Origin of the sequence: Geothrix sp. 21YS21S-2 (genome assembly GCF_030846775.1) — a bacterium.
Classification (GTDB): Bacteria; Acidobacteriota; Holophagae; order Holophagales; family Holophagaceae; genus Mesoterricola.
Genome location: NZ_CP132910.1, coordinates 1800091 through 1812932, shown reverse-complemented (window position 1 = coordinate 1812932; position 12842 = coordinate 1800091). Strand labels below are relative to the sequence as shown.

Annotated in this window: 12 protein-coding genes; 1 reads left to right on the top strand and 11 read right to left on the bottom strand. The window is 69.3% G+C overall.

The window, feature by feature from the left end; all coding sequences use genetic code 11:
- Nucleotides 1-17: 17 nt before the first annotated feature.
- From RAH40_RS08180 to RAH40_RS08135, 10 genes are all read right to left on the bottom strand, one after another.
- A complete protein-coding gene (locus RAH40_RS08180) occupies nucleotides 18-1286 on the bottom strand; it encodes a PilZ domain-containing protein (protein ID WP_306601602.1) in 1269 nt (422 codons plus the stop codon).
- Between the two features lie 116 nt (nucleotides 1287-1402).
- The gene (gene ychF / locus RAH40_RS08175) at nucleotides 1403-2503 is read right to left on the bottom strand and encodes a redox-regulated ATPase YchF (RefSeq protein ID WP_306601601.1); all 1101 of its coding nucleotides are present in this window, start codon (nucleotides 2501-2503) and stop codon (nucleotides 1403-1405) included.
- A gap of 42 nt (nucleotides 2504-2545) precedes the next feature.
- Complete coding sequence (locus RAH40_RS08170; RefSeq protein ID WP_306601600.1) at nucleotides 2546-3421, bottom strand: aldose 1-epimerase family protein; 876 nt, start codon at nucleotides 3419-3421, stop codon at nucleotides 2546-2548.
- Between the two features lie 38 nt (nucleotides 3422-3459).
- Nucleotides 3460-4593: a histidinol-phosphate transaminase gene (locus RAH40_RS08165; RefSeq protein ID WP_306601599.1), complete on the bottom strand. Its 1134-nt coding sequence runs from the start codon at nucleotides 4591-4593 to the stop codon at nucleotides 3460-3462.
- A gap of 72 nt (nucleotides 4594-4665) precedes the next feature.
- Nucleotides 4666-5262, bottom strand: coding sequence for an ATP-dependent Clp endopeptidase proteolytic subunit ClpP (gene clpP / locus RAH40_RS08160; RefSeq protein ID WP_306601598.1), 597 nt, complete (start codon nucleotides 5260-5262; stop codon nucleotides 4666-4668).
- Nucleotides 5263-5324: 62 nt separating this feature from the next.
- The gene (locus tag RAH40_RS08155) at nucleotides 5325-6332 is read right to left on the bottom strand and encodes a glycoside hydrolase family 3 N-terminal domain-containing protein (protein WP_306601597.1); all 1008 of its coding nucleotides are present in this window, start codon (nucleotides 6330-6332) and stop codon (nucleotides 5325-5327) included.
- A gap of 1 nt (nucleotide 6333) precedes the next feature.
- On the bottom strand, nucleotides 6334-7227 hold the full coding sequence (locus tag RAH40_RS08150; protein ID WP_306601596.1) for a response regulator: 894 nt from the start codon (nucleotides 7225-7227) through the stop codon (nucleotides 6334-6336).
- Nucleotides 7224-8657, bottom strand: coding sequence for an HD domain-containing phosphohydrolase (locus RAH40_RS08145; RefSeq protein WP_306601595.1), 1434 nt, complete (start codon nucleotides 8655-8657; stop codon nucleotides 7224-7226). The genes RAH40_RS08150 and RAH40_RS08145 overlap by 4 nt, the downstream gene beginning before the upstream one ends.
- 32 nt (nucleotides 8658-8689) lie before the next feature.
- Complete coding sequence (locus RAH40_RS08140) at nucleotides 8690-9250, bottom strand: DUF4136 domain-containing protein (protein WP_306601594.1); 561 nt, start codon at nucleotides 9248-9250, stop codon at nucleotides 8690-8692.
- Between the two features lie 18 nt (nucleotides 9251-9268).
- On the bottom strand, nucleotides 9269-10351 hold the full coding sequence (locus tag RAH40_RS08135) for a VanZ family protein (RefSeq protein ID WP_306601593.1): 1083 nt from the start codon (nucleotides 10349-10351) through the stop codon (nucleotides 9269-9271).
- A gap of 265 nt (nucleotides 10352-10616) precedes the next feature.
- On the opposite strand from RAH40_RS08135, the gene RAH40_RS08130 reads away from it, so the two are divergent.
- Entirely contained in the window at nucleotides 10617-11717 is a 1101-nt protein-coding gene (locus RAH40_RS08130; RefSeq protein ID WP_306601592.1) for an NAD(P)/FAD-dependent oxidoreductase, read from the top strand.
- On the opposite strand, the gene RAH40_RS08125 is transcribed toward RAH40_RS08130, so the two are convergent.
- Nucleotides 11718-12827 (bottom strand): HD domain-containing phosphohydrolase, encoded by a 1110-nt coding sequence (locus tag RAH40_RS08125; protein ID WP_306601591.1) that lies wholly within the window; start codon nucleotides 12825-12827, stop codon nucleotides 11718-11720.
- Nucleotides 12828-12842: the final 15 nt, after the last annotated feature.

Here is a 12842-nt window from a genome sequence, read left to right as displayed (position 1 = left end):
CCAGACGGCATCCGGGACTATTCCGCCGGATCCCGGTCCAGCATGGCGTCCAGGGTCGCCAGGGACTCCGGTCCCACTTCCGTGGACACGAACCGGGTGAGGTCGGCCTGGGCCAGCAGCAGCGTGGGGTCCACGGCATCGCAGAGGATGGCGGTGGGGATGCTCCCAAGGCCCGCGACCTCGGCCTCGATGGAGCGCACGGCCTCCAGGGGCTCGGCGTCACCGGCGTGGGCCACGGCGAGGTCCACGATGCACAGGCGGGGGGCATGGCGGCGGGGCTCCCCGGCGGCCAGGGCGGCCAGCTGGGCCATGGAACCGGCCACCTGCAGACGGAGGAAGCCCGCTTCCCGGAGGCGCAGCTCAAGGGCGTCGCGCTGGGGGCCTTCGGGCATGACCAGGCCCACGGTGGAGGTGCGGCGCCTCAGGCGGCGCAGGATATCGCCCGCGGCCACCTGCGCGTCCGGGGGGGCCCCCTCGCCAGGCAGGAGGGGACGACCGTCCGGGCGAAGGGCCACGGCGCCCCCCTCCGAGCGGGGGCCGCCGCCCCGCTGCAGGCGGTCGCGCACCTCCAGCGCGGCCTGGATGAGGGCCTCCTCCTCGGGCGTCAGGGACGTGAAGGCGAGCCCCAGGACCAGTTCGTTGCCGCGCTCGGTGGCGTGGGTGGAGAGGCCCCGGGCCTCCAGGAGGTGGATCCGGGGGAGGTCCTGCACCCGGATCCGGGGGAAGCCCTTGCCCCGGTCGAAGATGGCGGTGGAGGGCGGGATCCGCACCCCGGTGTCGAGCCGGATGATGCGGTCCACCCTCAGCGCCAGGCCGCCCAGGCCGATGTTCACCAGGGGCCCGGCCACCCCCAGGCCCGGTACGCCGGAATCCTGGAGGATCACGTAGGCGCTCTCCCGGGGCCGGAAGGGGTAGCGCTTGTGGACGCGGCGGTCCGAGAGGAGAAGGTAGGCGGGCCGCTCGAAACGGTACTGGAGGTAGCCCTCCCGCCCCTGGAAAGTGATGAAACCTTCGTAGCGCTGTTCCCCCGACGCGCAGAGGAAGTGGAAGACGGCCCCCACCAGGAGTTCGTGGGGCAGGGGCCGGACCAGCTTGAGGACGAGGCAGCCCTCGTCCCAGTTGAGCTTCAGGATGGAGCAGAAGTAGGGCAGGGTGCTGGTGCCTTCCACCTTGATGGGGAATTCCGCTTCCAGGTCGAAGAGCTGCTGGAACACGTCCCGGAGGATGGCGGGATCCTCGATGCGGGTGCCGGAATCTGCGGGTTTGCCTGCCTTGAGCTTTGCCATCACCTGTTCAGCCTGTGGCCACGCGAACGGTTCGTCAACTTGATGGAACCCATTGTGTTCCCCAGAGTGTAGATCAAATCCTGAGGGTTCGCTGGGACGCCGGGGAAAGGAAATCCTCAGACGTTGAAGAGGAAGTGCATCACGTCGCCATCCTTGACGATGTATTCCTTGCCCTCGGAACGCATGCGTCCCATTTCCTTGGCGCCCTGCTCGCCCTTGTGGGTGATGAAGTCCTCGAAGGCGATGACCTGGGCCCGGATGAAGCCCTTCTCGAAATCGGTGTGGATCACCGCGGCGGACTGGGGGGCGGTGGCGCCGATGGGAATGGTCCAGGCCCGCACTTCCTTGACGCCGGCGGTGAAGTAGGTCTGGAGGTTGAGCAGGCGGAAGGAGGCCGTGATCAGCCGGTTGAGCCCGGGCTCCTTGAGGCCGGCCTCCTCCAGGAAGAGCGGGCGCTCCTCCGGGCTCAGCTCCTGGATCTCGGCTTCGAGCTTGGAGCAGATGGGGATCACGGGGCACCCGCGCTGGGCCGCCGCGGCCTCCAGGGCCGCATAGTGGGGGTTGGCCCCGGGGTCGGGGATGTCGGCCTCGGAGATGTTGCCGACCAGGAGCATGGGCTTGAGGGTGATGAAGCCGAAGGACTTCACCAGGGCGAGCTCCTCCTTGTACATATCGGCGGTGGAGGCCCACTCCCCGCGGTCCAGGGCGCCGTGGACCTTCTCCAGGGCCGCCACCAGCTGCTGGGATTCCTTGTTGCCGCTCTTGGCGATCTTCCGGTGGCGGTCCAGGGCCTTCTCGGCCCCGTCCAGGTCCTTGATGATCAGCTCGGTGTCGATGATGGAGAGGTCCCGCGCGGGGTCCACGCCGCCCTCGACGTGGGTGACGTCCCCGTCCACGAAGCAGCGCACCACCTGGACGATGGCGTCGGTCTCGCGGATGTTGGCCAGGAAGGCGTTGCCCAGGCCCTCGCCCTTGCTGGCGCCCCGCACGAGCCCGGCGATGTCCACGAACTCCTGGGAGGCGGGGAGGACCCGCTGGGGGACCACGATCTCCGCCAGCCTGTCCAGGCGGGAGTCCGGCACGTCCACGACGCCGGTGTTGGGTTCGATGGTACAGAAGGGATAGTTGGCCGAAGCGGCCCCGGCCCGGGTCAAAGCGTTAAAAAGGGTGGACTTACCCACATTGGGAAGGCCCACGATTCCGCACTGCACTGCCATTCGGTCTCCTTCGACTAATCCTCCAGTGTCCCAGGCTTGGGCTCAACCGGGAAGCACTCGTACCGAATAGGCCGATGTCGTGGTGGCCCCGGCCCCCACCTGGAAGATACCGGGCTTCTCGCTGAACTCCCCCTCGAAGGCCGCCGGGCTGGCGAAACCCCGCCAGGGCTCGATGCACACGAAGCCGGCTCCCGGCCGGGTCCAGATGCCCAGCTGGGGGAAGCCCTCCCAGCTGACCTCCACCACGGGGGTGCCGGGGGCGGAGTAGCGCAGGAACCGGCTCTCCACCGGGTTGAAGATGAGGGCGTCCTCCTGGAAGACCTCGTCCCGGAGGGCGAGCTCCCGGTTCCTGAGGGGGCTGGGCTGGTTGCCGGCGCCCAGGAGGCCCCGGGCGTCCAGCACGGGCAGGAAGGCCATCTCGGGCTTCTCGAAGACCATGCGGTGGGCTTCCCGGGGGATGTCGGGGTGCAGGGGCCAGCGGAAGGCGGGGTGGGCTCCGAGGCTGGCGAAGAGGGCGCTCCCGCCCGGGTTGTGCAGGTCGTACTGCACCCTCAGCTGGTTCCCGTCGATGCGGAAGGTGACGCACAGCTCGAAGGGGAAGGGGTAGGCGGCCCGGGTGGCCTCGTCGTCGCAGAGGCGCAGGGTGACGGAATGGGCGGTGAGGCGCTTGAGGGCCCACTCCCGGTCGCGGGCGAAGCCATGCCGGCCCAGGGTGTGGGCCTTGCCCTTGTGCTGGAGCCGGTCGCCCTTGAGCGCGCCGACGATGGGGAAGAGGTTGGGGGCCTGCCGGGCCCACACGGTGGGGTCGCCGTCCCACAGCAGGTCCGTCCCGGCGCCGGTCTGGAGCCGGCAGAGCTCGGCCCCCGCTGTCCGCACCGAGGCGCGGAGCAGGTCACCTGCGATGTGGTAGGTGCCCAAGGAGGCCTCCCGATCGGACATCATAGGCCCGGGAGAGCCTACCGGCAACCGCAGCCGGCGTTGTCCAGCACGGGCGTGGCCGCCGCCCAGAAGGCCTGCATCTCCTCGGGCTTGCCCAGGGTGACCCGCACGTGGTTGGGCAGGTCGTAGGCGTGCATGGGGCGCACGATCACCCCGGCCTTGAGGAGGTCCTTGAACATCTCCATGGCGGGCAGGACGCTCTCGAGGAGGATGAAGTTCCCGGCCATGCCCGTGGCCTTGCACCTGTGGTTGGCGGCCTCGGCGAAGAAGGCCTGGCGGGCCTCGGCGTTGCGGGCGCGGGAGAAGGCCTCGAAGGGGTAGTCCTCCACCGCCGTCTCGGCGGCCACCTGGGCCAGCATGTTGGTGTTGAAGGGGCTGCGCACGCGCTCCAGGAGGGCGATGAGCTTGAGGTGGCCGATGCCGTAGCCGATGCGCATGGCGGCCAGGGAGTGGATCTTGGAGAAGGTGTGGAGCACGAGGAGGTTGCTGCGCTCGTCCAGGAAACTCGTGGCGTCGGGGTAGGTCTCCGGATCCTCGTACTCCGAATAGGCCTGATCGACGACCAGCAGGATGTCGTCCCGGAGCTCGCGCACCAGGCGCGCCAGCCCTTCCCGGCCCAGCATGACGCCGGTGGGGTTGTTGGGGTTGCCCAGGTAGACGATGCGCGTGTCCAGCTGCACGGCGCCGAGGATCGCGTCCGCGTCCACCTCGGTGGGGCTGCAGGGGCACTCGATGAACCGGCCCCCCGCGGTCTGGGTGGCGATGCCGTAGATGGCGAAGGAATGCTTGGGGGCCACGCCGCTGCCGCCGCCCAGGAGCGCGGCCTTGGCGGCCATCTCGATGATCTCGGAGCTGCCGTTGCCCAGCATGATCTGGCCCAGGTTGAAGCCCCGGCGCCTGGCGATGGCCGAGCGCAGGTAGAAGCCGTCCGAGACGGGGTAGAGGCCCAGGCCCTCGTCCCGGCCCCCGGTGACGGCCTTGATGACGCGGGCCTTCACGGCCTCGCTGGGGCCCCAGGGGTTCTCGTTGCTGGCGAGCTTGACGATGGATTCCAGCCCGAGCTCCCGCTGCACCTCCTGGATGGGTTTCCCGGGGACGTAGAGGGGGATCTGGCGGAGTTGCTCGAATGCATGGTTGGACAGCAGAGTCATGGCGTGATCCTGTGGAGTAACCACTACCATGCCTCTACGCAACGGCGTAATGCGTCACAACCCGGAAGATTTTCAGGCCGGGCGTTCGGACAGGACGCGGTCGATGAGCCCATAATCCTGGGCCTCGTCCGCACTCATGAAATAGTCACGATCCATGTCCTTCATGACTTTCTTGAGGTTCTGGCCCGTGTGCTTGGCCAGGGCGGCGGCGAGGTTGTCCTTCAGGCGCTGGATCTCCTTGAAGGTGATCTCGATGTCCGACGCCTGGCCCTGGGCGCCGCCGGAGGGCTGGTGGATCATGATGCGGGCGCTGGGCAGGGCGAAGCGCTTGCCCTTGGTGCCGGCGGCCAGCAGGTGGGCGCCCATGGAGGCGGCCTGGCCGATGCAGTAGGTGACGATGTCGTTCTTCACGAACTGCATGGTGTCGTAGATGGCCAGGCCGGCGGTGACGCTGCCGCCGGGGCTGTTGATGTAGATCTGGATGTCCTTGTCCGGGTCCTCGCTCTCCAGGAAGAGCATCTGGGCCACCACCGCGTTGGCGACGGAATCGTCGATGGCGGTGCCGAGGAAGATGATGTTGTCCTTGAGCAGGCGGGAGTAGATGTCGTAGCTCCGCTCGCCCCGGGGGGTTTCCTCGATGACGATGGGCGGATAGTAGGCGCGTTCCATGGGTGCTCCTTCGGGCTTAGGATACTTGCGTTGGCTTCGGGCTGGATAGTCTTATTGCTAATTTATACATCAGTTTCCTCCCGGACCTCCTCCAGCCAGGCCTTCCAAAGGGCGGGTTGGAAGGGGCCGGCGTGGCAGTGCAGGAGCCGGCGCAGGCTGCGGAACCGGGCCGCGGCGGGGGCCCAGAGGGCCTCGGGCATGCGGGCCGCGGCTTCGGCGCAGGCCAGGGAGGCTTCGGGCGTCTGGCACACCAGGAGGGCCTCGTGGCCCGCCAGGAGGCAGTGGCGCACCTTGTCCTCCCAGCTCCACCCGTCGGCACCGCCCATCTGCAGGTCGTCGGGGATCCACCGGGCCTTCACGCCCCAGGGATTGCCGGCCACGCAGCGCGCGGAGAGGCTCGCGGGGAGGCCCTGGCTCTGGGGCACCTTGAGGTGGGCCACCATCACCAGGCGGTCGGCGTGGGCCAGGGCCCGGAAGGGCGCCAGGTTGGCTTCCAGCCGGGCGGGGTCGCTGGTTTCGGGCAGGCCCACGTGGCTGTCCAGGCGGGTGCCGCCCAGGCCGGGGAAGTGCTTGAGGCAGCCCCTTACGCCTTCGGCTTCGAGGCCTTCCAGGAAGGCGCCGGCGGCGGCGATGGTCTCCTGCGGGTCGGGGCTGGCGCAGCGCCCGCCCAGGGCCGAATCCGGCGCCGGGTCGTAGAGGTCGGCCACCGGCGCGAAGTCCACGTTGAAGCCCAGCATCCGCAGGCCCCGGCCCCACAGGCCCCCCCACCGGCGGCAGCCTTCGGGGCCTCCCGCCTCGAAGACCGCGCGCAGGCCGGGCGTGAGGCCCACCCATTCGCGCAGGCGGCTCACGGCGCCGCCCTCCTGGTCCACGGCCACCGCCAGGGGTCCCCAGCGCTCCTGGAGGGCCCCGATCAGGGCGTGGCAGCGGGCGGGGCCCGCCACGGGGTGCGGGTCGAGGTTGCGGGCGAAGAGCACGATGCCCCCGGGCTGGAACCCGGGCTGGACCTGGACGGCGTCCAGGCCCGTGAAACCGGTCCAGAGCAGGCGGTGGGCGGGGGACCGGTCCACCTCAGCGCACCCGGGCCGCGTCCACCAGGGCGCGGGCGCGGCGGAGGCCGTGGAGCGCGGCCTCGAGCTGGCGCCGCCAGAGCAGGAAGGCCGGGGCCTCGGGGTGGAAGGAGCTCCGCTCCTCGAAGCCGATGAAGAGCGCGCCCAGCAGGATGCCGTTGGCCCGCAGGGGGATCAGGTGGCCATCGGGGTAGCCGCCCTCCCAGGCCCACTCCCGCCCCTCGTCCAGCTTCGAGGGGGGAGGCAGGCCGTGGGTGCGGGGTCCGCGGGGACCGCCTTCGGCCACCAGCTCCCAGGCGTCGTCGGGGGCGGGCAGGAGGGCCATGTGGCCGCCCGTGTGCCAGCGTTGCTGGAGGTGGTCCAGGAAGGCCCGGAGGATGGGGGCCTCGGAGGCCTCGGCCTGGGAGGCCAGCAGCAGCGCGTTGAGCCGCTCCATCTCCTCGACGAGTTCCCGGTTCTCCCGCACCCGCGCCAGGACGCGGCCCTCCAGGTCCCGCTGGTAGTCCTGGAGCTGGCCCACCACCACGGCGTGGTCCAGGGCGCGGTCCAGCACCGCCTCGATCTCGGCCAGGCGGAAGGGCTTCTGCACGAAGTCGTAGGCTCCGAACTTCACGGCCCGGATGGCGGTCTCCAGGGAGGCGTAGCCGGTGATGACCACGCAGAGGGTGCGGGGGTCCCGGGCGTGCACCGCCGAGATGAGGTCGAAGCCCGTGGGGCCGCCGGGCATGTTGAGGTCCGTGAGCACCACGGGGTAGTGCCTGCGGGCGAGGATCGCCAGGGCCGTGTTGGCGTCGGGGGCGTCGTCCACCAGGTAGCCGTCGTGGGTGAGGGCATCCTTCAGGAAGGTCCTGAGATCCTCCTCGTCGTCCACCAGAAGGATCGGTTCGCGGATCATGCCCGCTCCGGCTCGGCCTTGATCTGCGTCATGGTCAGGTCGAAGATCCGGGCCTCCAGGAAGATGCCCAGGGCGTCCCCGTCCAGGAGCCCGGCCTTGGCCTCGTCCTCGAGGATCTCCAGGCTCCGGGGCACGGTGACGGCCACCTTGTAGGGGCGGTCCGCCGCCACCAGGGCGTCGTACACGTCGCAGATGGCCATGAGCTTGGATTGCGGCGGGATGGCCTCGGACTTCAGGGCGCGGGGGTAGCCCATGCCGTTGAGCCTCTCGTGGTGGGCGTAGGCGATGCCGGGCACGTCGGCCAGGGTGCCGGTCCAGGGGATCTGCTTGAGGAAACGGTAGGTCTTGTCCACGTGGCTGTTGATCTCGTCCCGCTCGGCCTTGGAGAGGCTGCCGCGGGGGATCCGCAGGGCGGCGATGTCGGTGGGCTCGAGGACCTTGGCGGGAGCGCCCTCCCAGTGCAGGAAGGCCAGGTCCTCAAGCTCGTCCATTGAGTCCACCACCTCCTGGGTGAGGAGCTTGGGCTCGTTGCAGCGCAGCACCAGGTCCGCGATGCGCTGGCTCTCGGCGCGGTGGGCGGCCATGAGGATCTCGAAGTAGCCCTCCTCGAAGGCCTCGTTGCGCTTCCAGGCCTCCTGAAGGCGCCGGGCCGCGGCTTCCAGGTCCCGCTGGTAGAGGCGCTGGAGGATGCGCTCCAGGCGCTCGGGCTCGAGCTTGCGGGCCTTGACCAGCACCTGCTCGCGCACGCCGACCTTGCCGAAGTCGTGCAGGAGGCTGGCGTAGCGCAGCTCCTTCACCTGGTGCTCGTTGAAGTGGAGGGGCCCGTAGGCGCCGGACGGCGTGCGGTTCACGGCCTCCGCCAGGCCCACGGTGAGGGTGGCGACGCGGTTGGAATGGCCCGAGGTGGAGGGGTCCCGCGCTTCAATGGCGAACACGGCCGCCTGCACGAAGCCCTCGAAGAGCTTCTCGATGTCGTCCTTGAGCTTCACCACTTCGCGTGTGCGCTCGGCCACCCGCTCTTCCAGGCCCGACTGGTAGGCCTCGTTCTGGCGCAGGGCCTTGTAGTGGTTCAGGGCCCGCTGGAGGCTGGCGTCCAGCTCTGCGAGCTTGAAGGGCTTCTGGATGAAGTCGTAGGCCCCGTTCTTGAGCGCCTGGATGGCGCTGTCGGTGGTGGCGTAGCCCGTCATGAGGATGCAGAAGGTCTTGGGGTCGATCTCCTGGATGGCCTGCAGCAGGTCCAGGCCCGAGAGGCCCCCGGGCATGTTCAGGTCCGTGAAGATGATGGCGAAGTGGCGGGTGCGCGCCATGTCCAGGGCGAGCTCGGCCGTCTCCGCGCCTTCGCACAGGTAGCCCATGCTCTCCAGCGCTTCCACAAGAAGCGTCCGGAAGTCCGATTCATCGTCCACGATCAGGATGTTATAGGTGTCCATAGGGGTCCTGGACCCCTATCCTACCCCAAGCTTCATTTCCGGGGGGGAGGGAAGCGGGAAAGCATCGTGTTTACCGCCTGGGAGACCTGCTGTTCGGCATCCTCGGGGTCGGTGAGGCCCGTGAGGGCCCCTTCGGCAACCGCCTGCCAGATGAGCTGGTTGGTCTTGTTGTCGACGATCTCCAGGATGATGCTGCCCTCCCGGTAGCGCCGGGCCTCGGTGAACTGGGTGCCCACCCCGTAGCCCCAGGGCCGCCAGTAGCCGAAGTGGGTGCCCACGGTGGTGGTGGTGTACACCGTGCCCTGGCGGTAGGCCGGGTAGTAGGTCACCAGCACGTCGGGCTCGGCGGATTTCTCCACCTTCAGTCCCTTGGCCGCCAGTTCCCGCTCCACGGCGGCCCGGACCCGGCGGTCCATGATGGGGTTGTTCACGCCGTCGGACTTGCCCTGGGCCTTCTTGCTGGCGGCATACCAGTCCCAGGTCTTGAAGGACGCATAGGAGGCATGGGCATCGTAGTCGTACCTGACCGTGTAGGGCGTGCAACCGGCCAGTACGGCCAGGGTCAGGGGGAACAGGGCGCTTTTCAAGTTCATGGGAACCTCCGGACTGGACTATAGATGCGCCAAGGGAGTCAGAGGTTTAAGGATTCCCTGCTCCCAGACCATGAAATTACCATCGTGGGCCCAGGGCAGCGCCGTGCCGTTGCCCTCGACCTCATGGGAGTGGAAGTGCCCCGTGATGAAGGTTTTCCCCGCGTGGGCGGCGGCGGCGGCCCGGAAGGCCTCCCGGGGAAAGGCGAGCTTGTAGGCCCGGTTCGTGGTGCGCATGGACCGTTCGAGGCGGGCGGCCAGGGACCGGGCGGTGGAACGCGGCAGGGCCCGGGCCACCAGCCACATGACGCCGCTGCGGGAGACCAGGTTCCAGAGCCGGTACTGCCAGTCGGCGGCGTTGATGAGGTCCCCGTGCTCCCAGGCCAGCGCCTCCGCGGGAAGGCCGCCCCCGATGCCCTCGCCCATGAGGTCGAAGCGTCCGGACAGTCCGTCCAGGAAGTACTCCCGGTTGCCCAGCCAGAGTCCCACCCAGCGGCCCTGACGGCGCCGCTCGTCCACCCAGGCCAGGAAGGCCTCCTGCTGGGGCGACTCCATGCCCGGGATCCCCACCCACACGTCGAAGACGTCCCCCAGGAAGAGCCAGTCGGCCCCCGGATGGGCGGCGGTGGCCTCCCGCAGCCCCGTGAGGTCCCCGCTCCAGTGGGGGTCGGCCACCAGGACCAGGGGCGCCGAGGGGTCGGGCCGGCGGGGTTCGCCCCGGAGCCAGCCGAGGGAGGCCATCCAGCGGCGCCACAGGAGCGGCAGGCACGAGAGGCCCAGGCCCAGGACCGCGCCGATGGAATCGGCCGCCCAGTCCAGGATCGACGCGTCCCTCCCCGGGACGAAGATCTGATGGATCTCGTCCGACATGCCGTAGAGGGAGGCCAGGGCGAAGATCGCCAGGTGGCGCCGGTAGGTGGGAACGGTCCCCCAGGTCCAGCGCGCGGCCACTTCCGCGGTCAGCGCCAGGGCCGCGAACTCCGTGGCGTGGGCGAACCAGTCCAGGGGGTGTCCCAGGGACACCGGCAGGGAGCTCCGGCTGCTGAGCCAGAAGGTGTTGAAGGCCAGGGCCAGGGGAAGGAGCCAGATCCAGGAGCGCCGCATGGGTCAATCCTAGCCGAACTTTCCGACCCGCCCGGTCTCATAGATCTGTATGTCCGCGGGACGGATCCTGAAGCCGGGCAAGTCGTCAAAAGGTTTTACGCGGATCCGGAATTTTCGTTTTTTCATCCCCTGCATCCCGTCCATCCGGTTCATGGCGGGGCCTCACGGGAGCGGGAAGAGTGGGCGCCGGATCCTGCTGGCCCCTTCCGGGCAAGTGGGGGTAGAATCCGGGCACTCCATTCTGACATTTCCCCACAGGATTTTCATGACCGAGCGGATCGAATGCGTGGTGATCGGCGCGGGCGTCGTGGGCCTCGCCGTGGCGCGCCAGCTGGCCTTGAAGGGCCGGGAGGTGGTGATCCTGGAGCGCGAGGACCGCTTCGGCACCGGCATCAGCTCGCGCAACAGCGAAGTGGTGCACGGCGGCATGTACTACGCCACCGGCAGCCTCAAGGCCCGCCTCTGCGTCGAGGGCAACCCCGAGCTGTACGCCTTCTGCGAGGCCCACGGCGTGGATCACCGGCGCTGCGGGAAGTTCATCGTGGCCACCCGGCCCGGCCAGGTGGAGACCCTGGAGAAGGTCCTGGCCCGCGGCCTCGCCAACGGCGTGCCCGGCCTGCGCATGATCACAGGCGCCCAGGCCGTGGCGGCGGAGCCCCGGCTGACGTGCCTGGCGGCGCTGCAGTCCCCCTCCACCGGGATCGTGGACACCCACGGCCTCATGAAGGCCCTCCTCGCCGACGCCGAGGACCACGGCGCCACCCTGGTGCTCCGCAGCCCCGTTCTCGGCGGCGCGGCCGATCCTGAGGGCGTCCGGATGGAGGTCGGCGGCCCCGAGCCCCTGGCCATCCTGGCCTCGGAGGTGTACAACTGCGCCGGCCTGGGCGCCCGGAAGGTGGCCCGGGGCATCCGCGGGGTGCGCGCGGACGCCCTTCCCCCGGTGTTCCTGGCCAAGGGCAACTACTACGCCCTCAGCGGGCCCGCACCCTTCTCCCGGCTCGTCTACCCCGTGCCCGAAGCGGCCGGCCTGGGCGTGCACCTGACCCTGGACCTGGGCGGCCAGGCCCGGTTCGGTCCCGACGTGGAGTGGGTCGAGGAGGAGAACTACGACGTGGCCCTCTCCCGCGCCGACGCCTTCTACGCCGAGATCCGGCGCTACTGGCCCGGCCTGCCCGACGGGGCCCTCCAGCCCGCCTACGCGGGCATCCGCCCCAAGCTCCAGGGCCCCGGCGATGCCGAGGCCCGGGACTTCGTCATCCAGCGCGCGGCCGACCACGACGTCCCCGGCCTGGTGAACCTCCTGGGCATCGAGTCCCCGGGGCTCACCGCGTGCATCGCCCTGGCCGGACACGTGCTCGGCGTCTGATCAGGGGATCTCGGGTTCGGCGTACTGGTCGGGGTGCGCCAGCATGATCTCCCGGAACCTCGGCAGGTTGTCGAAGAAGAGCCGGACCAGCGCGGGGTCGAAGAGCTTGCCGCTGTTGTCCTTGAGGTAGGCCAGGACCTCGGGTTCGGTCCAGGGCGTCTTGTACACGCGCCGGTGGATCAGCGCGTCGTAGATGTCGACCAGGCAGGTGATGCGCGCCTCGATGGGGATCATCTCGCCCGACAGGCCCAGGGGATAGCCGGTGCCGTCCCACTTCTCGTGGTGGCAGGCGGCGATGCTCGCGCCCATGCGGATGAAGGGGACGGTGGAGTCCTTGAGGATGTTGGCGCCCATGGTGGTGTGGGTCTTCATGATGATCCACTCCTCCTCCGTGAGGCGGCCGTCCTTCTGGAGGACGCGGTCCGGGACGCCGATCTTGCCGATGTCGTGCATGGGCGCCGCGGCCTGGACGGTCTCGATGCGCTCCTCGTCCCACCCCAGCAGCCGCCCCATCTCGGCGGCGTAGAGGCCGATGCGGCGCACGTGGGCTCCGGTCTCGTTGTCCCGGTGCTCGGAGGCCGATATCAGGCGCAGGGCCACCTCGTCCCGGGAGGCCTTGATCTCCAGGGTCTGCTCCTGCACCCGGCGGGCCAGGATGGCCTCCCGGTCCCGGTAGTCCAGCTCCAGCATGCGCCGGCGCAGCGCGGCGGCCACCGCGATGAGGATATCGTTGGTCTTGAATGGCTTGAGCACGTAACCGTAGGCGCCGTGGCGCAGGCACTCCATGGCCATCTCGGTGTTGTCCATGGAGCTGACCATCACGACCGCGATGTCGGGTATGCGGTGGGCGACGGCCTTGACCAGCGCGAGCCCGGTCATGCCCGGCATCCGGATGTCGGAGAGCACCAGGTCGATCCTGGCGGAGTCCAGCATCTCGAGCGTCTTGAAGGCGTCGGAGGCCTCGGAGCAGGTGAAGCCATGCTTGCGCAGGGTGCGCAGCAGGGCCATGCGGATGATCTCCTGGTCATCCACCACCAGGATGTGGATGTCCTTGGGGTCGTGGCCCGGCAGGGGCCAGTCGATGGGAAGGGCTGGAGGGCTTCCGTCCATGGCTTTGGACTCCTA

Excerpts from the sequence above, each read along its gene's own strand:
- clpP (WP_306601598.1), bottom strand. The coding sequence starts at position 5,262 with ATGGAACGCGCCTACTATCCGCCCATCGTCATCGAGGAAACCCCCCGG.
- RAH40_RS08135 (WP_306601593.1), bottom strand. The coding sequence starts at position 10,351 with ATGCGGCGCTCCTGGATCTGGCTCCTTCCCCTGGCCCTGGCCTTCAAC.
- RAH40_RS08145 (WP_306601595.1), bottom strand. The coding sequence starts at position 8,657 with ATGGACACCTATAACATCCTGATCGTGGACGATGAATCGGACTTCCGG.
- ychF (WP_306601601.1), bottom strand. The coding sequence starts at position 2,503 with ATGGCAGTGCAGTGCGGAATCGTGGGCCTTCCCAATGTGGGTAAGTCC.
- RAH40_RS08130 (WP_306601592.1), top strand. The coding sequence starts at position 10,617 with ATGACCGAGCGGATCGAATGCGTGGTGATCGGCGCGGGCGTCGTGGGC.
- RAH40_RS08180 (WP_306601602.1), bottom strand. The coding sequence starts at position 1,286 with ATGGCAAAGCTCAAGGCAGGCAAACCCGCAGATTCCGGCACCCGCATC.
- RAH40_RS08140 (WP_306601594.1), bottom strand. The coding sequence starts at position 9,250 with ATGAACTTGAAAAGCGCCCTGTTCCCCCTGACCCTGGCCGTACTGGCC.
- RAH40_RS08125 (WP_306601591.1), bottom strand. The coding sequence starts at position 12,827 with ATGGACGGAAGCCCTCCAGCCCTTCCCATCGACTGGCCCCTGCCGGGC.
- RAH40_RS08150 (WP_306601596.1), bottom strand. The coding sequence starts at position 7,227 with ATGATCCGCGAACCGATCCTTCTGGTGGACGACGAGGAGGATCTCAGG.
- RAH40_RS08165 (WP_306601599.1), bottom strand. The coding sequence starts at position 4,593 with ATGACTCTGCTGTCCAACCATGCATTCGAGCAACTCCGCCAGATCCCC.